A 20,872-nucleotide genomic window follows, 5' to 3' on the forward strand; every position below is an offset into this window, starting at 1 on the left:
AGAAAGTCCTCTCGACTCGTCCCTCGACCCTTCGCTGTTACAGCGTACGTGCGACTTCCGTGCGCTCGAAGCACTCGATCTGGTCGCCCGGCTTGACGTCGTTGTACTGCTTGACGGCGATGCCGCACTCCATGCCGTTGCGCACTTCGTCGACCAGCTCCTTGAAGCGGCGCAGCGATTCGAGCTCGCCTTCGAAGATCACCACGTTGTCGCGCAGCACGCGGATCGGCTTGCTGCGCTTGACCGAGCCCTCTACGACCATACAACCGGCCACGGCGCCGAACTTGGAGCTGCGGAACACGTCGCGGACCTGGGCGATACCGATGATGTCCTCGCGCACTTCCATGCCGAGCAGGCCGGTGGCCGCCTGGGTCACCTGATCGATCACGTCGTAGATGATTGAGAAGTAACGCACGTCCAGACCGGACGTCTCGATCACCTTGCGCGCGGAGGCGTCGGCACGCACGTTGAAACCGATCACCAAGGCCTTGGAAGCCGCGGCCAGCGTGGCATCGGATTCGTTGATGCCGCCCACGCCGGAGGAAACCACGTTGACGCGCACACGCTCGTTGCCGATCTGCGTCAGCGACTCGCGCAACGCCTCGACCGAACCCTGCACATCGCCCTTGACCAGGATGTTGAGCGTCTGCTGCTCCACGCCCTGACCCATCTTGGCAATGATGTCTTCCAGACGATTGCTCTTGCTGACCATGCGCGTTTCGCGACGCTTGAGCTCTCGCTCCTGCGCCACTTCGCGCGCCAGCCGCTCGTCGTCGACGCAGACAAAGTCGTCGCCGGTTTCCGGAACACCGGAAAGGCCCAGCACCTGCACCGGAATCGACGGGCCGGCCTCCTGCACCTGCTTGCCGTTTTCGTCGATCAGCGCGCGCATACGGCCGTATTCGACGCCGCACACGATGAAATCGCCTTTCTTCAGCGTACCCTGCTGCACCAGCACGGTCGCCACCGGACCACGGCCCCGGTCAAGGCTGGACTCGATCACCACGCCCGAGGCGCGGCCGTCGGCTACGGCCTTCAGCTCCATCACTTCGGCCTGGATCGAGATCGCATCGAGCAGGTCGTCGACACCGGTACCGGCCTTGGCCGACACAGGAATGAACTGCACGTCGCCGCCCCAGTCTTCCGGCACCACTTCGTACTGCACCAGACCCTGCTTCACGTTCTCCGGGTTGGCGCCGTCCTTGTCCATCTTGTTGACGGCGACGATCAGCGGCACCTTGGCGGCGCGCGCATGCTTCACCGCTTCGACGGTCTGGGGCATGACGCCGTCATCGGCGGCCACCACCAGCACCACGATATCGGTCGACTGCGCACCGCGGGCACGCATCGAGGTAAACGCCGCGTGTCCGGGCGTGTCGAGGAAGGTGATGACGCCACGCGAGGTTTCGACGTGATATGCGCCGATGTGCTGCGTGATGCCGCCCGCCTCGCCCGACGCCACCTTGGTACGACGGATGTAATCGAGCAGCGAGGTTTTGCCGTGATCGACATGGCCCATGATGGTGACCACCGGCGGACGCGTGACCTTGTCGCCGACCAGCTCCACATTCTGCGTGTGCGCGGCCAGGGTGTCTTCGGCGTTGCTCTGGGTGTCGGCCACAACAGTATGGCCGAGCTCCTCGACCACCAGCACGGCGGTATCGTGATCGACGGTCTGGTTGATGGTCGCCATGACGCCCATCTTGAACAGCGCCTTGACCACCTCCGAACCCTTGACCGCCATCTTCTGCGCCAGATCGGCCACGCTGTTGGTCTCGGCCACGACGACTTCACGCACGACAGGTGCAGTCGGGCGTGAAAAGCCGTGCGGGCCGGTTGGGGCACTGTTGCTGCGCGACATGTCGCGGCCGGACAGACGACCGGCCTTGCCGCCGCGCTTGTTGTTCGACGACGACGAGCGGCGAGCCCGGTCGGCCTCGCTCAAATGCATCTGGCCACCGGCGAAACGCTTGCTGCCGTCGCGCTCTTCCTTGCCGCTTCCAGGGACTTCGCTGCGCTCTCGCGCATGCTTGGGCTTGCGGCTGGCATCGCCGGACGAGGCGCCGGGTGCAGTGGCGTCGGCGCTCGGTCGTGCCGCTGGTGCAGCGGCGGGCGCCGCTGGAGCGGGTGCCGGGGCGGGAACGGGCTTGACCAGCTTTTCGCGTTTGCGCGGCTCGTGAATGCGCGGAAGAATCATGCCCAGCTCGCGGGTGTCCATGCGCTGGGTCACGAAGGGCTCGTCGGCAGCCGGCGCGGGCGCCGGGGCCGGAGCCTCGGCGACCGGGACGGGAGCGGGCACTTCCGCGACCTGGTCGATGCGGGCGGCGGCCGATTCGGCGGCAGCCTGGGCATCGGCCTGCTCCTGCTGGCGCTGCTGCTCTTCCAGGGCGCGCTGCTGCGCTTCCTGCTGGCGGCGCTGCTCGGCTTCGGCACGCTCCCGCTCTTCGGCCTCGCGCTGCTGCTGCGACTCCTGCAGCTTGCGCATGGCGTCTTCGCGCTCGCCATCGACGCCGGCATCGCCCGCGATTTCGCTGCGCTTGACGTAGGTGCGCTTGGCGCGAACCTCGACGTTGACCGTCTTCGCCGTGCCCACCGTGCCACGGGCACCCGGCGTGGCGATTTTCAATTCACCGACGGTGCGACGCTTGAGCGTGATCTGGCGGGGCGCGCTGTCACCGGTTTCGGCGGCGACTTCGTTCTTGCCGTGCGTGCGACGCAGGAACCCGAGCAGCTTCACCTTTTCGGTGCTGCTGATGGTCTGTTCCTGATCGGAAAATTCCATGCCGGCTTCGCCGAGCTGCTTGAGCAGCCGGTCGACGGGCATGCCCAGTGTATGGGCGAGTTGTTTGATCGTGTCCGACATCGTGTTGTTGCTCCGCCGTTTCCGCGCTTGGGCTCTTGCGGGCCCTGAAGACCTTTCTCGGTCCTTGTCGACTGTGCCGCGATAAGTTGCACCGCCACCGCCATCCATGGTGAAAGGCTTCCGAAGAAACCTTTCTCAGCGCGCCCATCCAGGGCGCAGCCTCGTCCGCGGGTTAGCCGCCTTTCTCCAACCGTTCGATCATCGGCGCTCGTGCAGCCATGATCAGAGCAGCGGCCCGCGCTTCGTCCATGCCTTCGATATCGATCAGGTCGTCCACCGCCTGATCGGCCAGGTCGTCCAGCGTGCTGATTTCGCGGGCGGCCAGCGCATAGGCGGTGGCTTCGTCCATGCCCTCGAGCGTAAGCAGTTCGTCGGAAGGCTGATGGTCGCCCACGCCCTCCTCCGCTGCCAGTGCCTCGGTGAGCAGCGCATCGCGGGCGCGGGCACGGAGTTCCTCGACGATATCCTCGTCGAAACCCTCGACCGCCAGCAGCTCGGCGCTGGGAACGTAGGCGATTTCCTCGATGCTGGAAAAGCCTTCCTGCACCAGGATAATGGCGATTTCCTGGTCGACTTCAAGCTTGTCCATGAACAGCTGGCGTGCGGCCTCCTGCTCGGACTCGCTCTTGGCGGTGACCTGATCCTGGGTCATCACATTGAGCTGCCAGCCGGTCAGCTTGCTGGCCAGACGTACGTTCTGGCCGCCGCGACCGATCGCCTGGGACAGCTTGTCCTCGGCTACCGCGATGTCCATCGAGTGCTTTTCTTCATCCATGATGATCGACTGCACTTCGGCCGGCGCCATCGCATTGATGACGAACTGCGCCTGGTTCTCGTGCCACAGGATAATGTCGACGCGCTCGCCGTTGAGATCGTTCGACACCGCCTGCACGCGCGAACCGCGCATGCCGATGCAGGCGCCGATCGGATCGGTGCGGCTGTCGTGTGCCAGCACGGCGATCTTGGCGCGGTCGCCCGGATCGCGGGCGCAGCCCTTGATCTCGACCAAGCCCTGGCCCACTTCCGGCACTTCGAGCTTGAACAGCTCGATCATGAACTCCGGTGCGGCGCGCGATACGAACAGCTGCGGGCCGCGCACTTCGGACTTCACTTCATACAAATAGCCGCGCACGCGATCGCCGACGCGGGCCGATTCGCGCGGAATCGTCTTGTCGCGCGGAATGAATGCCTCGGCATTGCTGCCCAGGTCCAGATAGATGTTGCCGCGCTCGACGCGCTTGACGATGCCGGTGACCAGCTCGCCAACGCGATCGGCGAAGGCGTCGACCACCTGCTGGCGCTCGGCTTCACGCACGCGCTGCACGATCACCTGCTTGGCGGCCTGCGCGGCGATGCGGCCGAACTCGGCGTTCTCGACCTGCTGCTCGATGAATTCACCGACCTGAGCATCGGGACGCTCGTCGATCGCGTCCATCAGGCGCAGCTGGTAGGACGGCGACTCCATCTCGCCGTCGTCGGCAATCACTTCCCAGCGGCGGAAGGTTTCGTATTCGCCGGTATCGCTGTCGATGGACACGCGAATGTCCGGCTCTTCGTCCGGATAGCGCTTCTTCGCCGCCGAAGCCAGCGCGGCTTCCATGGCTTCGAAAATGACTTCACGCGGCACGCCCTTTTCATTGGCGACGGCATCAACGACCAGCAAAAGCTCTTTGCTCATTGCAGCAACTCCATAGGCGCCCGCAGGCTTCCCAAACGTCGAGTTTTGCGTTCGTCCCTGAACGCCAGGATCACGAAGCGGCCATCCATGGCCGCACTATTCAATTCTTCAATCACTTGCTGGCCGGCTTGCCGCCGCGTTTGGGCTGAGGCGCATAACCCAGCGCCACCCAATCCGGCACCACGCGGGCGGTGTCCACCAGCGAATGCTCGAACGCGAACGTCTTGCCTTCGGCTTCCAGCGTAATGTGCTCGCCTTCCACGGAAACCAGCTTGCCGCGCAGGCGACGACGGCCGTCCAGTGGTGCGTTCAACAGCAGCTTGATTTCCTGACCGACGACTTTCGCAAACTGCGCTGCGTTGAACAGAGGGCGATCCAGGCCGGGCGAGGAAACTTCCAGCACATAGTTGCCTGGAATCGGGTCCTCGACATCCAGCAGCGCGGATAGCTCGCGGCTCGCCGTCTCGCAATCCTCAATGCCGACCTCGCGACGTTCACCGTCTGCGCCAGCCTCAGCCGTTTCGCTCTTGTCCAGCAAGTCCAGATAAACCCGAAGGGTACTCTGCCCATGCGACGGGGTGAACTCCACACCGATGCACTCCAGCCGCAGATCGGCCAGAACGTCGTTGAATCGTACCGCCAATGCCTTTGTATCCATGGGTTTGTCTCCCAGACCACCGTCAATCACATCACCAAACTGGGAACCGCAGAAACAAAAAAAGGGCTCCGACGGCCCATTTCCTTACTACGCCGATGTATCTGCTCTACCGCACTCTACCGCGCCCAAAACATCTCGTTCCGGCACTGCGCAACCCTGCGCCCAACAAAAAAGCCTCACAAGGAGGCTTTCTTTGAATCAAGAAAGATCTGGTAGCGGGGGCAGGATTCGAACCTGCGACCTTCGGGTTATGAGCCCGACGAGCTGCCAGACTGCTCCACCCCGCATCAGAGTCCGAGAAGTTTAATCGTATGGCCGGTTTCTTGCAAGCGAATGGCCACCGAAAAAGTCATAAACATGCAATTAAACGGTCCCGACGACGAAGCGGTGGACGATCACAGACCGAACGCGCTGCGGCACCAGCCAAGCAGGGGTCCCCAGAACAAGCCCAAAGCGAGCAATGCCAATGCGTTGAGCGACAACACGATTCGTAGCGACCCATCCGGCTTTGCGGCCAGCACGCTGCCTTCGGCCGGTTTGTCGAAATAGACCACCTTGACCACGTGCAGGTAGTAGTAGAGGCCGATGATCGCAAACACCACACCCACCAGCGACAGCCACAGCATGTTGGCGTGAATCGCCGACTCCAGCACCAGCACCTTGGCCCAGAAGCCGACCAGCGGGGGTACACCGGCCAGCGAGAACATCGCCAGCATCATCAGAAAGGCCAGCCAGGGCGACTTCTGATTCAATCCTTTCAGATCGGAAATCTCCTCGCACTCGAAGCCCGACCGTGCCAGCGCCAGAATCACGCCGAATGCCGCCACGCTCATCAGCGCATAGCAGATGGCATAGAACATCGCCGCCGCATAGCCTTCCGGGCTGGCGGCAGACAAGCCGAGCAGCAGATAGCCCATGTGCGAGATGGTCGAATAGGCCAGCAGACGCTTCAGATTGGTCTGCACGATCGCGACCAGGTTACCTATCGCCAGCGACAGCACCGCCAGTACCGCCAGCATCAGCTGCCACTGGTGCGCCAGATCGCCCATGCCGGCATCGAGCAGGCGATACGCCATGCCGAACGCCGCCAGCTTGGAACCCGACGCGATAAACGCGGTGACCGGCGTCGGCGCACCCTGATATACGTCCGGAATCCACATGTGGAACGGCGCGGCGCCCAGCTTGAAGCCGATACCGACGATCATGAAGATCAGCCCGAACAGCAGCAGTTTCGGCGCCGTGGTGTACGACGTGACGTGGTGCAGCTGCGCCAGATCCAGCGTCGGCGTGCCGCCCATGCCCGAGGCGCCGTAAACCATCGACATGCCATACAGCAGCATGCCCGAGGCCAGCGCACCCAGCACGAAATACTTGATCGCCGCTTCCGACGGCAGCCGGGCGTCGCGATTCAATGCCACCAGCGCATACGAGGACAGCGACAGCAGCTCCAGACCCAGATACACCGTGACCAGACTGCCGGCAGACACCAGCAGCATGATGCCGATCACCGCGAAGATCATCAGCGTGTAGAACTCGCCATTGACCAGCTTGCGATCGATCAGATACGGCCTGGCGTACACGAAAACGATGGCCGTGGTGAGCAAGGCGAAGACCTTGAGGATCTCGGCCACGCGATCACGCACGAACATGCCGCCGAAGGCGGTGACCGTCTGCGCCGGCTGGCCGGCGATGACCAGATAAATCCCAACGAGCAGCACCGCAATGGAAATCCAGTGCAGCATCGGCCGCTCGGTGGATTTCATGAACGCGTCCAGCAGCAACAGCAAGCACGCGGCCACTACCAGATAGAACTCCGGCAGCATGATCAGGATGTCATTCAAATTCGGCATGTCTTGTCCCGATCAAATCTTGTGAATGGCAAGCTGCTGCACCAGATGCGACACCGAGGTGTCCATCAGGTGGACCAACGGCTGCGGCCAGATACCCAGCGCCAGTACCGCGGCGGCGAAGGCGATCAGCACGAACGTCTCGCGACCATTGATCTCCTTCATCTCGGCCACGTGCGGATTGGTGATGTCGCCCCAGAGCACGCGCTTCACCATCCACAGCGTGTAGGCCGCGCCGATGATCAGCGTGAAGGCGGCGAATAGCGCAATCCACGGATTGGCGCTGAAGCTGGCCAGAATCACCATGAACTCGCCGACGAACCCGCTGGTGCCCGGCAGGCCGCAGTTGGCCATGGCAAACAGCACGTAGAAAAAGCCGAACCACGGCATCACGTTGATGACGCCGCCGTAATCCTTGATCTGGCGCGTGTGCATGCGGTCGTACATCACGCCAATGCAGCTGAACATCGCGCCCGAGACGAAGCCGTGCGAAATCATCTGGATCATGGCGCCCTGCATGCCGAGCTTGGCCATGTCCACGCTGGCCGGATCGCGCATCAGGAGAAAGGCGATGAAAATGCCCAGCGTCACGAAGCCCATATGGGCGATCGACGAATACGCCACCAGCTTCTTCATGTCCTCCTGCACCAGCGCGACATAGCCGATGTAGACGATCGCAACCAGGCTCAGCACGATCACCAGCCAGGCGTAATGCGCGCCGGCATCGGGCGTAATCGGCAGAATGAAGCGCAGGAAACCGTAGGTACCCACCTTCAGCATCACCGCCGCCAGCACCACCGAGCCGCCGGTCGGCGCCTCGACGTGCGCGTCGGGCAGCCAGGTGTGCACCGGCACCATCGGCACCTTGATCGCAAAGGCGATGAGGAAGGCGAAGAAGATCCAGGTCTGCTCCTTCATCGTCAGCGGCAGTGCCGCCAGCGTGGCGAGGTCGAACGTGCCGGCCTTCTGATACAGGTACAGCAGCGCGATCAGCATGAAGACCGAGCCGAAGAACGTATAGATGAAGAACTTCAGCGTGGCATACACGCGCCGCGGCCCGCCCCAGATGCCGATGAGGATGAACATCGGGATCAGGATCGCCTCGAACAGCGCATAGAACAGCAGCGCGTCGGTCGCGCAGAACACGCCGATCAGCAGACCCTCCAGCACCAGCATTGCGGCCATATACTGGTGCGGCTTGTCCTGAATGACTTCCCATGCGCCGACGATGACCAGGATGCTGACAAAGGTAGTCATCAGAATCAACGCGACGGAGATACCGTCTGCCGCCAGCCCGTAATGCACGCCCCACGACGGGATCCACAGGTAGTTCTCGACCAGCTGCATACCGCCGGCATCGGGTTGGTACTGCACTAGCAGGAACAGGCTGACCACGAAGGTGAGCACCGCCACGATCAGCGACAGCCAGCGTGCGAGATTGGGCCGCTTCGAGCCGGCCAGCAGCACCGGAATCGCGCCGGCAACAGGTAGCCAGATCAGCAGGCTAAGCAAGTGAGTGAACATGTGTGCATGCTTCCCTTATTGCCCGGCCACGCCGGAACCGATCAACCAATATCCGCCCAACAAAACGATCAGGCCGAGAATCATGGCGAATGCGTAGTGATACAGATAACCCGACTGCAGACGGCGCACCGTGGCCGCGATGCGGTGAACCACGCTCACCGAGCCGTTGACCATCACGCCGTCGATCAGGCCGGCGTCGGCAACCTTGCAGAAGCCCTGCCCCAGCTTGACGCCGCCGCGAGCGAAAACCGCAAAGTAGACATTGTCGACCCAGTACTTGTTGTCCAGCACGGTCCACAGCGGCTTCAGCGCACTCTTGATCTTGCCGGCCATCGCCGGGTTGAACAGGTAGATGTAAGTCTGGATAAGGAAAGCCAGCACCACCAGGCCGAACGGACCGATCGGGTTGAATCCGTGCAGTGCCATGTCTAAAGCGCCATGGAACTCCTTGCCGACTTCCCCCAACACGTTGTTGGCCTCGTCGATGTGGATCGCGCTGCCAAACCAGTTGCCGAACAGCATCGGCCCCACGGTGAAGAAACCGACCAACAATGAGGGAATCGCCAGCAGCACCAGCGGCACCGTCACCACCCAGGGCGATTCGTGCGGCGCATGTTCCAGCACGCCCGACTCATGGTGATCGTGATGATCGTCCAGGTGCGCATGCCCGTGGTGCTCGACCACGGTAAAGCGCTCCTTGCCGTGGAAAGTCAGATACATCTGGCGGAAAGTGTACAGGCCCGTGACCATGGCACCGGCCATCACGCAGAAGTAAGCGTAGCCCGCGCCCCAGCGATGCGATTCGCCGACCGCCTCGATGATCGCGTCCTTCGAGTAAAAACCCGAGAAGAACGGCACGCCGCACAGCGCCAGCGAACCGATCCACATGGTGATCCAGGTGATCGGCATGTACTTGCGCAGGCCGCCCATGTAGCGCATGTCCTGCTCGTGATGCATCGCGATGATCACCGAGCCGGCACCGAGGAACAGCAGCGCCTTGAAGAACGCGTGCGTCATCAGGTGATACACCGCGCCGGTGTAGGCCGACACGCCCAGCGCCACGGTCATGTATCCCAGCTGCGAGAGCGTGGAATACGCGATCACGCGCTTGATGTCGTTCTGCACGATGCCGATCATGCCGGTGAACAATGCCGTGGTCGCACCGATCACCATGATGAAGCTCAGCGCGGTCTGCGACAGCTCGAACAGCGGCGACATGCGCGCCACCATAAAGATACCCGCCGTCACCATCGTCGCCGCGTGGATCAGTGCGGAAATCGGCGTCGGGCCTTCCATCGAGTCGGGCAGCCACACGTGCAGCGGCACCTGGGCCGACTTGCCCATCGCGCCGATGAACAGGCAGATGCACACAACAGTGGCAGCATCCCAGTGCGTGTTCGCGGTGATCTGCAGCGTCTTGCCGACCAGGCTGGGCGCGGCGGCAAAGGCCGTGGTGTAGTCCATCGTGCCGAGGAAATACAGCACGCCGGCGATGCCGAGCAGAAAGCCGAAGTCGCCTACGCGGTTGACCAGGAACGCCTTGAGATTGGCGAAGATCGCGGTCGGCTTCTTGTACCAGAAGCCGATCAGCAAGTACGACACCAGGCCCACTGCTTCCCAGCCGAAGAACAGCTGCATGAAGTTGTTGCTCATCACCAGCATGAACATCGAAAAGGTGAACAGCGAAATATAGGCGAAGAAGCGCTTGTAGCCCGGGTCGTCGCTCATATAGCCAATGGTGTACAGATGCACCAGCAGTGAGACGAAGCTCACCACTACCAGCATCATCGCGGTCAGGCGATCGACCATGAAGCCGACGCTGGCGCTGAAACGGCCGATCTGGAACCAGGTATAGAGATTCTGGTTGTAGACCGGCGCACCGCCGAGGGTGAGCTGATACAGCACGTAGAACGCCAGCGCGCACGAAATGGCGACGCCGAGGATGGTGACGGTATGCGAACCGGCCCGGCCGATGAACTTGCCGAGAAAGCCGGCCAGCAGACACCCGAGCAGGGGCGCCAGCGCAATCGTCAGCAAAATGGAAGTGGAAAGACCCATGTGTTCAGCCCTTCATGCTGTCGATATCGGAAATATTGATCGTGCTGCGATTGCGGAACAGCAGCACCAATATCGCCAGACCGATGGCCGCTTCTGCTGCCGCCACGGTAAGAATGAAGAAGACGAACACCTGACCCGACACATCGCCGAGAAAACGCGAGAACGCCACGAAGTTGGTATTCACTGCCAGCAGCATCAGCTCGATCGACATCAGCAGCACGATGACGTTCTTGCGGTTGATGAACAGGCCGGCGACAGCGATGCAGAACAGAATGGCGCCAAGCACGATGTAGTGCGATAGCGTGATCATGAGCTTGGCTCCTGGGGCGGCACGGGTGTTGGCTGGGCGGGACGCACGGCGTCCATTTTCACGATGCGGACGCGGTCGCGCGGATTGACGCGAACCTGCTCGCTGGCCGACTCGTGCCGGGTGGCATCGACGCGCTGACGCAGCGTCAGTGCCACGGCGGCCACCACGCCCACGGTAAGAATCAACGCCGCCACTTCGAACGGCAGCAGGTATTTGGTGTACAGCGCCTGGCCCAGCCAAGCCGTGTTGGACACGCCGGCCACTACCGCCGGATCGGCGCCCATCACCTGTGCGTGCATGGCCTTGACGCCGATCAGACCGAGCATCTCGACCAGCATCGCCGCAGCCACGATCAGGCCCACCGGCAGGAACTTGACGAAGCCCTCGCGCATTTTCTCCTGATCGATGTCCAGCATCATCACCACGAACAGGAACAGCACCATCACCGCGCCGACATAGACGACGATGAGCGCCAGCGCGAGAAATTCGGCGTCGGCCAGCATCCACAGGCAGGCCGCGCTGAAAAACGTCAGTACCAGCGACAATACGGCGTGCACGGTGTTCTTCAGCGTGATCACTGCCAGCGCGGCCACTACGGCGATGAAACCGAACAGGTAAAAACAGATGAGTTGCAGCAGTTGGGGATTCATGGGTCGACGGCCTCAGCGATATGCCGCGTCTTGGGTACGATCGGCGGCAATCTGCTTCTCGAAGCGATCGCCGATGGCGAGCAGCTGCAGCTTGTTCACCACGTTCTCGCCGCGATGTTCGAAATGGTATTCGTGGATGCTGGTTTCGACGATCGAGTCCACCGGACAGCTCTCCTCGCAAAAGCCGCAAAAGATGCACTTGAACAGATCGATGTCGTAGCGCGTGGTGCGGCGCTGGCCGTCACTGGCGCGCGGCGCCGAGTCGATGGTGATCGCCAAGGCCGGACACACCGCCTCGCAAAGCTTGCAGGCGATGCAGCGCTCTTCGCCGTTGGCGTAACGGCGCAACGCGTGCAGGCCGCGGAAGCGGTTCGACTTCGGAATGTGCTCCATCGGATAGCGCACGGTGTATTTCGGCTTGAACATGTAACGGATGGTCAAACCCATGCCGCGAAACAGTTCGATCAACAGCAGACTTTTGAAATAGTGGGTAATGCGGGACATGGCTTTCTTCAGACCCCCGTGCCGATGGTGACCCAGCCGAAATATTTCAGGCAGCCGGCCACAAGAACCCACACGATGGCGATGGGAATGAATACCTTCCAGCCCAGCCGCATGATCTGGTCATAGCGGTAGCGCGGGAAGCTGGCGCGGAACCAGAGGAACAGGAACGAAAACAGGAAAGCCTTGATCAGCAACCACGGGAAACCGGCGTGCCCGATAAAGCCCCATGATGAAGGAAACGGCGACAGCCATCCGCCCATGAACAGGACCGCGGAGAGAAAGCTCACCAGGATCATGTTGGCGTATTCGGCGAGGAAGAAAATCGCGAACGCCGAGCCGGAATATTCCACATGGAAACCCGCGACGATTTCCGACTCGCCCTCGGCCACGTCGAACGGTGCGCGGTTGGTTTCGGCCACGCCGGAGATGAAATAGATCACGAACACCGGCAGCAGCGGCAGCCAGAACCAGTCGAGCAGACCCTTGTGGCCGGCCTGCGCGTTGACGATATCGGTGAGGTTGAGGCTGCCGGCCAGCACCAGCACGCAGACCAGGCACAGGCCCATCGCCAGCTCGTACGAAATCACCTGAGCCGCCGAGCGCATCGCGCCGAGCAGCGCATAGCGCGAGTTGGACGCCCAGCCGGCGAGAATGATGCCGTACACGCCGAGCGAGGTCATCGCCAGCAGGTACAGCACGCCGGCGTTCGCGTTCGACAGTACCATCTTGCCGCTGAAGGGAATCACCGCCCAGGCCGCGAGCGCCGGCACCAGGGTCAGCATCGGCGCCAGGTAGTAAAGAAAGCGATTGGCCGTGGTCGGCAAAATCACTTCCTTGATCAGCAGCTTGACCACATCGGCGAAGGCCTGCAGCAGGCCGAGCGGACCGATCTTGTTCGGCCCCATGCGCACGTGCATCCAGCCGATGACCTTGCGCTCCCAGTACACGAACATCGCCACGGCGAGGATCAGCGGGATCGTGATGCACAGGATGTAGACGATCGGCCACACGAGATGATTGATGAGTTGATCAACCATGATGCTTATGCCTTGCTCAAAGTAATGGCGGCGCCGTAAGGCGGCAGTGCGGCAGTGATGTCGTGCCCGGCTTCGATCCAGACAGTGCCATCGGGAACGGCCTGATCGATCGTCAACGCCAGGGTCGCGTCGGCCACGCGAACCTGCTCGCCGCCGGTCAGACCCAGACGCTTCACCTCATCCGCATTCACGCGTACCGCAGGCGCGCGATTGAGAGGATGCGCCTGCAGCGCGGTCGCACGGCGCAGCACGGCGTCGGTGCGATAGATCGGCAGTGTGGCCAGACGAACCAGACCGGAGACATCCTGACGCTTGGCCAACGCATGGGTGACTGTTGTCGGCCGCTCGCCGATGCCGTCGCGCAGACCGGCAAGATCGTCGAATTCGAAGCCGGCCAGCTGCAGCGAACCGCCCAGCGCACGCAGCACCTTCCAGCCCGCACGGGTCTGTCCGGGGGCTTTGGCACCGGCAGCGACGCTCTGCGCCAGTCCGTCGACGTTGACCAGGGTCGCGTCGATTTCTGGCAGTAGCGCGATCGGCAGAATCACGTCCGCGACTTCACGCAAGGCGTTGCTGGCGTAGGCACTGAAAGCAACGACCTGCTCGGCCGCGCGCAGCGCTTTCAGCGCCGCAGCGCCGTCGGCAAAATCGTGCGGCGGCTCGACGCCGTACAGCACGTAGCTCTTGCGCGCTTGCGCCAGCATGGCCTGCGCATCGAGGCCGCCGTTGCCCGGCTGCACGCCGAGCTTGGCCAGACCGACCGCGTTGGCGCCGACCGGCAATTCGTTGTAACCGGCACCGGTCGCTTCGGCGATGAAGCGAGCAATCGCACGCAGCCACGAAGCCTGCGGATGCGTCACCGCGGCTTCGCCGAGGATGATGACAGCGCTGCCGGATTTCAGCGCGCCGATGACTTCGCTGTCGCCATCGTCGCCCTGCGCGCCGTCGATCGCGTCGGCCAGCGCCGATGGCGCCGAAGCGCCGGCACTAACGGCCGCTTTGGCCACTGCCAGCAGGGCATCGACCATGGCATGCGGCGCCACGATGGCCTGACCCGCCAGCGGGTAATTGAAGGCGAACTGCGCCGGGTTGACCAGATAGACCTTGGCGCCCTTCTTGGTCGCCTGGTGCAGCCGGTGATTGACCAGCGGCATCTCGTGACGCAGATCGGAACCGACGATGAGCGCCGCCTTGACCTTGTCGATCTCGGCCACCGGCAAACCGAACGTCGTGGCGACCGCGTTGTCGGCAAAGTCGAGCTGCCGCAGGCGGTGATCGACGTGCGCGCTGCCCAGACCGCGAGCCAGACGCATCAGCAGATCGCCCTCCTCGTTCGAGGTCGCGGGATGGACCAGAACACCCAGTTCGCTGCCCGACTCTTTCTTCAAGGCTTCGCCAGCAGCCTTCAGCGCGTCTTCCCAGGTGGTGACCTGCCACTGGCCATTGCGCTTCACTTCCGGTGCGCTGATGCGATCGGCCGCATACAGACCCTGATAGCTGTAGCGATCGCGGTCGGACAGCCAGCACTCGTTGACCGCTTCGTTGTCACGCGGCACCGTGCGCAGCACGTCGCCGCGGCGCGTATGCAGCCACAGGTTGGAGCCCAGCGCGTCGTGATAGGCGATCGACGGCTTGGCGATCAGCTCCCAGGCGCGCGCCTGGAATTGATACGGCTTGTTGGTCAATGCGCCGACCGGACACACGTCGATGATGTTGCCGGAAAGCTCGGTCTCCAGCGTCTTGCCGATATAGGTACCGATCTGTAGATTTTCGCCGCGGCTCATGCCGCCGAGCTCGTAGGTACCGGCAATTTCGCTGGTGAAGCGCACGCAGCGCGTGCACTGGATGCAGCGGGTCATTTCGGTGGCGACCAGCGGACCGAGGTTCTCGTCGGTGATCGTGCGCTTGCGCTCGGTGTAGCGCGACACGCTGCGGCCGTAGCCCAGCGCCACGTCCTGCAGCTCGCACTCGCCGCCCTGATCGCAGATCGGGCAGTCCAGCGGATGGTTGATCAGCAGAAACTCCATCACGTCTTTCTGGAATTTCAGCGCCTTGTCCGAACGCGTAGTGACCTTCATGCCCTCGGCCACCGGCGTGGCGCAGGCCGGCTGCGGCTTGGGCATCATCTTGCCGCCCATCTCCACGTCGACCAGGCACATGCGGCAATTGGCGGCGATCGGCAGCTTGCGGTGATAGCAGAAGCGCGGGATGGCCACGCCGATGGCGTCGGCCGCTTCGATGATCATCGCGCCCTTGCGGATCTGGGTCGGCTTGCCGTCGACCTCGATATTCAGCAGGTCGGGCGCGGCATGGCTAACGGGCTGCGCGCTCATGCGGCCACCCCGCGGCTGGCTTCGGCCATCTGGTCTTCAGTCATCGAACGACCGTGCTCCACGTAATATTCGAATTCATGCCAAAAGCGGTTGAGGAAACCCTGCACTGGCCACGCGGCCGCCTCACCAAAGGCGCAGATGGTGTGGCCTTCGATCTGACCGGCGACCGCCTTCAGGCGATGCAGATCGTCCGGCACGCCCTTGCCCTCGACGATGCGCGACAGCACGCGGTACATCCAGCCGGTTCCCTCGCGGCATGGGGTGCACTGCCCGCAGGATTCGGCGAAGTAGAAGCGCGAAATGCGATGGCAGACCTTCACCGTGCAGGCGGTGTCGTCCATCACGATGACGGCGCCCGAACCCAGACCCGATCCGGCCTTTTGCAGGCAGTCGAAGTCCATCGTCATGTCCATCATGATCTCGGCCGGCAGCACCTTCATCGAGGCGCCGCCGGGGATCACGGCCTTCAGCGTGCGGCCCGGCCGCAAACCGCCGGCCATGTCGAGCAGGTCCTTGAACGGGGTGCCCAGGGCGATTTCGAAGTTGCCCGGCTTGGCCACGTGGCCTGACACCGAGAACACCTTCGGACCGCCGTTGTTCGGCTTGCCGATATTGAGGAACCAGTCCGCGCCGTTGCGCATGATCGCCGGGATCGAGGCGTAGGTTTCGGTGTTGTTGATCGTCGTCGGCTTGCCGTACAGCCCAAAGTTGGCCGGAAACGGCGGCTTGAAGCGCGGCTGCCCTTTCTTGCCTTCGAGCGACTCCATCAGCGCGGTTTCTTCACCGCAGATGTAGGCGCCGGCGCCGAGCGCGGCATAAATGTCCACGTCCACACCGCTGCCCAGAATGTCCTTGCCCAGCAGGCCGGCGGCATAGGCTTCTTTCAACGCCTCTTCGAAATGCTCGAACGGCTCGTGATGAAACTCGCCGCGCAGATAGTTGTACGCCACCGTGGCACCGGTGCAGTAGCAGCCGATGGCCAGACCTTCGATGACTGCGTGCGGGTTGTAGCGCAGGATATCGCGATCGTGCGAGGTGCCCGGCTCCGACTCGTCGGAGTTGCACAGCATGTATTTCTGCATCGTGCCTTTCGGCATGAACGACCATTTCAGCCCGGTCGGAAAGCCGGCGCCGCCGCGACCGCGCAGCGCGCTTTTCTTGACCTCTTCGATCAACGTCGCCGGATCGGGCTTTTCGGCGAGAATTTTCCGCCACGCCTTGTAGCCGTCCATTTGCTCGTAGCTGTCCATCGCCCACGGCTTGTCGAAATGCAGCGTGGTCAGGACGACCTGATGATCTTTCGGTGCGGGTCCGACTGCCATGATCTACTCCAACCCGTCCAGAATTTTGTCGAGCTGCTGGATATCCAGATGCTCGTGGTAATGGCCGTTGACGGTCATCGCCGGTGCGCGCACGCAGGCCGCGATGCACTCTTCTTCTTTCTTCAGATACACGCGGCCGTCGGCCGTGCTTTCGCCCAGCTTTACGCCGAGCTTCTTTTCGCAGTGACGCACAAGGTCGTCCGCGCCGTTGAGCCAGCATGAGATGTTGGTGCAGATCGCCACATTGTTGCGGCCGACCGGTTTGGTTTCCAGCATCGAGTAGAAGCTGGCCACCTCGTACGCCCAGACCGTGGGCAGATCGAGGTACTTCGCCACGGCGGCGATCAGGTCGTCGCTGAGAAAGCCCTGGTTCTGCTCCTGCGCCGCGAACAGCGACTGGATCAGCGCCGAGCGCTTGCGGTCGGGCGGAAACTTGGCGACCCAGGCGTCGATGTGATGACGCGTGTGCTCGCTGAGCACGACCAGCGGGTCGACGTTCTTGACCTGGTCAAAATGTCCGGTGACTTTCATAGATGCTTTCCTTCGGACTCAGCGGTCGACTTCGCCGAACACGAGATCGTAGGTGCCAATCATGGCCACCACGTCGGCGAGCATGTGGCCGCGCACGATGGTGTCCATGGACGAGAGATGGGCAAAGCCCGGTGCGCGCAGATGCACGCGGAACGGCTTGTTGGCGCCATCGGAAACCAGGTAGCAGCCGAACTCGCCCTTGGGCGCTTCGACCGCACAGTAGGTTTCGCCGGCCGGCACGCAGTAGCCTTCGGTGAAAAGTTTGAAGTGATGGATCATGGCTTCCATGTCCTCCTTCATTTCAAAGCGCGTGGGCGGCGCGACCTTGAAGTTTTTCACCATCACCGGACCGGGATTCGCCTTCAGCCACTTCACACACTGCTGGATGATGCGGTTGGACTGGCGCATCTCTTCCACGCGCACCAGATAGCGGTCGTAGCAGTCGCCGTTGACGCCCACCGGAATGTCGAAATCGACATCGGCATACTTCGCGTAGGGCTGCTTTTTACGCAGGTCCCATTCCACGCCCGATCCACGCAGCATCGCGCCGGTCATGCCCCACTGCTGGGCCAGTTCCGGACTGATCACGCCGATGCCGACAGTGCGCTGTTTCCAGATGCGGTTGCCGGTGAGCAGTTCTTCGTATTCGTCAACCTTGCTTGGGAAATCGTTGGTGAACGCCTCGAGGTAGTCGAGCATCGAGCCTTCGCGCCAGCTGTTGATGCGCTTGAGGTCATTGCCCTTGTGCCACGGCGACTCGCGGTACTGCGGCATCTGCGCCGGCAGGTCGCGATACACGCCGCCGGGCCGGTAATACGTCGCGTGCATGCGCGCGCCGGAAACGGCTTCGTAGCAGTCCATCAGCTCTTCGCGCTCGCGGAAGGCGTACAGAAATACCGCCATCGCACCGAGATCCAGCGCGTTCGAGCCCACCCACATTAGGTGGTTCAGGATGCGGGTGATCTCGTCGAACATGGTGCGGATGTACTGCGCACGCTCCGGCGCCTCGATACCCAGCAGGGTTTCGATGGCGCGCACGTAGGCGTGCTCGTTGCACATCATCGAGACGTAATCGAGCCGATCCATGTAGCCGATGGACTGGTTGAACGGCTTGGACTCGGCCAGCTTCTCGGTGCCACGGTGCAGCAGGCCGATATGCGGATCGGCACGGACGATGGTTTCGCCGTCCATTTCCATGATCAGACGCAGCACGCCGTGCGCCGCAGGATGCTGCGGGCCGAAGTTCATCGTGTAGTTGCGAATCTCTTGCACGATCAGTTCCTCTGCCAGTCGTCGGCGGCTTCGGCTTCGGCCTGCATCAGGTCGGCGTCGTTGCGGATGGTGCGCGGTACCAGCACGCGCGGCTCGATCGACACCGGCTCGTAGATCACGCGCTTCTGCTCGGGGTCGTAGCGCACTTCGACGTTGCCGATCAGCGGGAAATCCTTGCGGAACGGATGCCCCACAAAACCGTAGTCGGTGAGAATGCGGCGCAGGTCCGGGTGACCGTCGAAAATAATGCCGTACAAGTCGAACGCCTCGCGCTCGAACCAGTTCACGCCCGGCCAGATGAGAGTGAGCGACGGCACCACCGGCAGCGTGTCGTCGTCGCAGAAAACGCGCAGACGCAGGCGGCAGTTGTGCACGATCGATAGCAGATGCACGACCGAAGCAAAGCGGCGCGGCTTGTCCTCGTTGAGCGGTCGGCTGGCCCAGTCGAAACGGCCCATCGCCTGGCCTTCCACGCCGCGCGAAAAGCCAGTGCTTGAAACCGAGTCGGTATCCCATTCGACCTGGCTGTAGCCGAGGTAGTCAATACCGCACAGATCCACCAGTTCGCTGAACTGGAATGCCGACTCATCGCGCAAAGCGGTGGCGACCGCGATGAGATCGGCGGCGGACAGTTCGGCGGTGGTCTCGTTGCGGACCGTGCTGATAGTGAGCGTTTCGCCGAATCGCGCGGCGAGACGGTCGGCCAGCGCGTTCGAATGTGGGTCGGACATGAAGAGCCTCTTACGAACGCGCGATGGTGCTGGTGCGACGAATTTTTTTCTGCAGCTGCAGAATGCCGTGGATCAACGCTTCGGCCGTCGGCGGGCAGCCCGGCACGTAGATATCGACCGGCACGATGCGGTCGCAGCCGCGCACCACCGAGTACGAGTAGTGGTAGTAGCCGCCGCCGTTGGCGCAGCTGCCCATCGAGATCACCCACTTCGGCTCCGGCATCTGGTCGTAGACCTTGCGCAGCGCGGGAGCCATCTTGTTGACCAGGGTGCCGGCCACGATCATCACGTCGGACTGGCGCGGGCTGGGGCGAAAAATCACGCCGTAGCGATCCAGGTCCAGACGCGCCGCACCGGCGTGCATCATCTCCACTGCGCAGCAGGCCAGACCGAAGGTCATCGGCCACATGGAGCCGGTGCGCGCCCAGTTCATCAACGCGTCGACACTGGTGGTGGCGAAGCCGCGCTGGACGATCGGGTTGTCGCCGGCCGGCCGCAGAATATCGTCGACCAGATTCAGCGGCTCCGGGTTGTGCATCACCCGGCTGATGGAATTGCTCATTCCCATTCCAGTGCCCCTTTCTTCCAGACGTAAGCGAAACCGATCACCAGCAGCAGCAGGAACAACGCCATCTCGATCAGCGCCACGGCGCCGATCTTCTGAAACACCACCGCCCACGGAAACAGGAAGGCGATTTCCAGATCGAAAATGATGAAGAGAATGGCCAGCAGGTAATAGCGCACGTCGAACTGCATGCGGGCGTCTTCGAACGCCTCGAAGCCGCACTCGTACGGCGCCAGCTTTTCGGCACCCGGGCGGCTGGGGCCGGCCAGCAGGCCAATGGCGAGAAGCGCCAGGCCCAGACCGATCGCCACGGCGATGAACAACAGAACGGGCCAATATTCGGCAATCACGATGCAACTACCTCCGCGCCGTGCGGCGCATCAGTGACCGCGGGGAAACGGTCTGGCGGCTTTTGGTTCGTCGGGCCGGAGCAGCGGGGAGCTGATCGACCACACTTGCAGGCGCGAGGCCCGAAGCATGTGACGTTTCGCGAAGAACGGGTCCGCGAACTTGGTTATTGTACCAGCGCGTACGGGTACTACGACAAGCACTAATGACCGCAATGTGCGGTTTGACCGCAGATCGCGACGGCGCGGTTACATGGTATGCGTGGGACGATCCGAGCTCAGCGTGCCGGCAAGAATATTCTCGATGCGGCTGCGCGCCGCCTCGGCGTCACCCGATTCGTTGAAGTGCACACCGATGCCGGCCGTGCGGTTACCCTGCGCGCCCAGCGGACTGATCCATACCACTTTGCCGACCACCGACAGACGCTCGGTTTCCTCGGCCAGCGTGACCAGCAGAACCACCTCGTCGCCCAAGGCATAGTGTTGCGCTGTCGGCGCAAACAGTCCGCCGTTCTTGAGGAACGGCATATAGGCGTTGTAAAGCGACGGAGCATCTTTGATTTTCAGCGAGATGATGCCCTGTCGGACAGCGGCCACCACGGGTTTCATACTTGACTCCTGCCGGCCGAACGCATCGACCGA

At 62.5% G+C, this 20,872-nt stretch carries 18 protein-coding genes and 1 tRNA gene; all 19 read right to left on the reverse strand.

Going from position 1 to position 20,872, the window contains the following annotated elements; all coding sequences use genetic code 11:
• Nucleotides 1-37: 37 nt before the first annotated feature.
• Nucleotides 38-2,863, reverse strand: coding sequence for a translation initiation factor IF-2 (gene infB, locus HDE76_RS04995; RefSeq protein WP_184505830.1), 2,826 nt, complete (start codon nt 2,861-2,863; stop codon nt 38-40).
• 172 nt (nt 2,864-3,035) lie between these two features.
• The gene (gene nusA / locus HDE76_RS05000; RefSeq protein ID WP_184505832.1) at nt 3,036-4,541 is read right to left on the reverse strand and encodes a transcription termination factor NusA; all 1,506 of its coding nucleotides are present in this window, start codon (nt 4,539-4,541) and stop codon (nt 3,036-3,038) included.
• A 112-nt stretch (nt 4,542-4,653) separates the two neighbouring features.
• On the reverse strand, nt 4,654-5,199 hold the full coding sequence (gene rimP, locus HDE76_RS05005) for a ribosome maturation factor RimP (RefSeq protein WP_184505834.1): 546 nt from the start codon (nt 5,197-5,199) through the stop codon (nt 4,654-4,656).
• Between the two features lie 210 nt (nt 5,200-5,409).
• Nucleotides 5,410-5,486 (reverse strand) — tRNA-Met (locus HDE76_RS05010).
• 108 nt (nt 5,487-5,594) lie between these two features.
• Nucleotides 5,595-7,049 carry an NADH-quinone oxidoreductase subunit NuoN gene (gene nuoN, locus HDE76_RS05015; RefSeq protein WP_184505836.1) on the reverse strand — a complete coding sequence of 485 codons (1,455 nt, stop codon included), beginning with the start codon at nt 7,047-7,049 and terminating at the stop codon, nt 5,595-5,597.
• Nucleotides 7,050-7,061: 12 nt separating this feature from the next.
• Nucleotides 7,062-8,570: an NADH-quinone oxidoreductase subunit M gene (locus HDE76_RS05020; protein WP_184505838.1), complete on the reverse strand. Its 1,509-nt coding sequence runs from the start codon at nt 8,568-8,570 to the stop codon at nt 7,062-7,064.
• 15 nt (nt 8,571-8,585) lie between these two features.
• Nucleotides 8,586-10,628, reverse strand: coding sequence for an NADH-quinone oxidoreductase subunit L (nuoL, locus tag HDE76_RS05025; RefSeq protein ID WP_184505840.1), 2,043 nt, complete (start codon nt 10,626-10,628; stop codon nt 8,586-8,588).
• Nucleotides 10,629-10,632: 4 nt separating this feature from the next.
• Nucleotides 10,633-10,938: an NADH-quinone oxidoreductase subunit NuoK gene (nuoK, locus tag HDE76_RS05030; RefSeq protein WP_179481613.1), complete on the reverse strand. Its 306-nt coding sequence runs from the start codon at nt 10,936-10,938 to the stop codon at nt 10,633-10,635.
• Nucleotides 10,935-11,588: an NADH-quinone oxidoreductase subunit J gene (locus tag HDE76_RS05035; protein ID WP_179481615.1), complete on the reverse strand. Its 654-nt coding sequence runs from the start codon at nt 11,586-11,588 to the stop codon at nt 10,935-10,937. The genes nuoK and HDE76_RS05035 overlap by 4 nt, the downstream gene beginning before the upstream one ends.
• A gap of 12 nt (nt 11,589-11,600) precedes the next feature.
• Nucleotides 11,601-12,092 (reverse strand): NADH-quinone oxidoreductase subunit NuoI, encoded by a 492-nt coding sequence (nuoI, locus tag HDE76_RS05040; RefSeq protein WP_179481617.1) that lies wholly within the window; start codon nt 12,090-12,092, stop codon nt 11,601-11,603.
• An 8-nt stretch (nt 12,093-12,100) separates the two neighbouring features.
• Entirely contained in the window at nt 12,101-13,129 is a 1,029-nt protein-coding gene (gene nuoH, locus HDE76_RS05045) for an NADH-quinone oxidoreductase subunit NuoH (protein ID WP_179481619.1), read from the reverse strand.
• 5 nt (nt 13,130-13,134) lie between these two features.
• Nucleotides 13,135-15,462: an NADH-quinone oxidoreductase subunit NuoG gene (gene nuoG, locus HDE76_RS05050; protein WP_184505842.1), complete on the reverse strand. Its 2,328-nt coding sequence runs from the start codon at nt 15,460-15,462 to the stop codon at nt 13,135-13,137.
• A complete protein-coding gene (gene nuoF / locus HDE76_RS05055) occupies nt 15,459-16,784 on the reverse strand; it encodes an NADH-quinone oxidoreductase subunit NuoF (RefSeq protein ID WP_184505844.1) in 1,326 nt (441 codons plus the stop codon). The genes nuoG and nuoF overlap by 4 nt, the downstream gene beginning before the upstream one ends.
• Nucleotides 16,785-16,787: 3 nt before the next feature.
• Nucleotides 16,788-17,315: an NADH-quinone oxidoreductase subunit NuoE gene (gene nuoE, locus HDE76_RS05060; protein ID WP_179481625.1), complete on the reverse strand. Its 528-nt coding sequence runs from the start codon at nt 17,313-17,315 to the stop codon at nt 16,788-16,790.
• A gap of 18 nt (nt 17,316-17,333) precedes the next feature.
• Nucleotides 17,334-18,563: an NADH-quinone oxidoreductase subunit D gene (locus tag HDE76_RS05065; RefSeq protein ID WP_255457873.1), complete on the reverse strand. Its 1,230-nt coding sequence runs from the start codon at nt 18,561-18,563 to the stop codon at nt 17,334-17,336.
• A gap of 26 nt (nt 18,564-18,589) precedes the next feature.
• Complete coding sequence (locus tag HDE76_RS05070; RefSeq protein ID WP_184505846.1) at nt 18,590-19,318, reverse strand: NADH-quinone oxidoreductase subunit C; 729 nt, start codon at nt 19,316-19,318, stop codon at nt 18,590-18,592.
• 10 nt (nt 19,319-19,328) lie between these two features.
• Nucleotides 19,329-19,886 carry an NADH-quinone oxidoreductase subunit B gene (locus HDE76_RS05075; RefSeq protein WP_179481631.1) on the reverse strand — a complete coding sequence of 186 codons (558 nt, stop codon included), beginning with the start codon at nt 19,884-19,886 and terminating at the stop codon, nt 19,329-19,331.
• Nucleotides 19,877-20,233 carry an NADH-quinone oxidoreductase subunit A gene (gene ndhC / locus HDE76_RS05080; RefSeq protein WP_179481633.1) on the reverse strand — a complete coding sequence of 119 codons (357 nt, stop codon included), beginning with the start codon at nt 20,231-20,233 and terminating at the stop codon, nt 19,877-19,879. Before ndhC ends, HDE76_RS05075 begins: the two co-directional genes overlap by 10 nt.
• 246 nt (nt 20,234-20,479) lie before the next feature.
• A complete protein-coding gene (locus HDE76_RS05085) occupies nt 20,480-20,827 on the reverse strand; it encodes a PilZ domain-containing protein (protein WP_184506635.1) in 348 nt (115 codons plus the stop codon).
• Nucleotides 20,828-20,872: the final 45 nt, after the last annotated feature.

The sequence above is a fragment of the Rhodanobacter sp. ANJX3 genome, from assembly GCF_014200755.1.
Lineage (GTDB): Bacteria > Pseudomonadota > Gammaproteobacteria > Xanthomonadales > Rhodanobacteraceae > Rhodanobacter.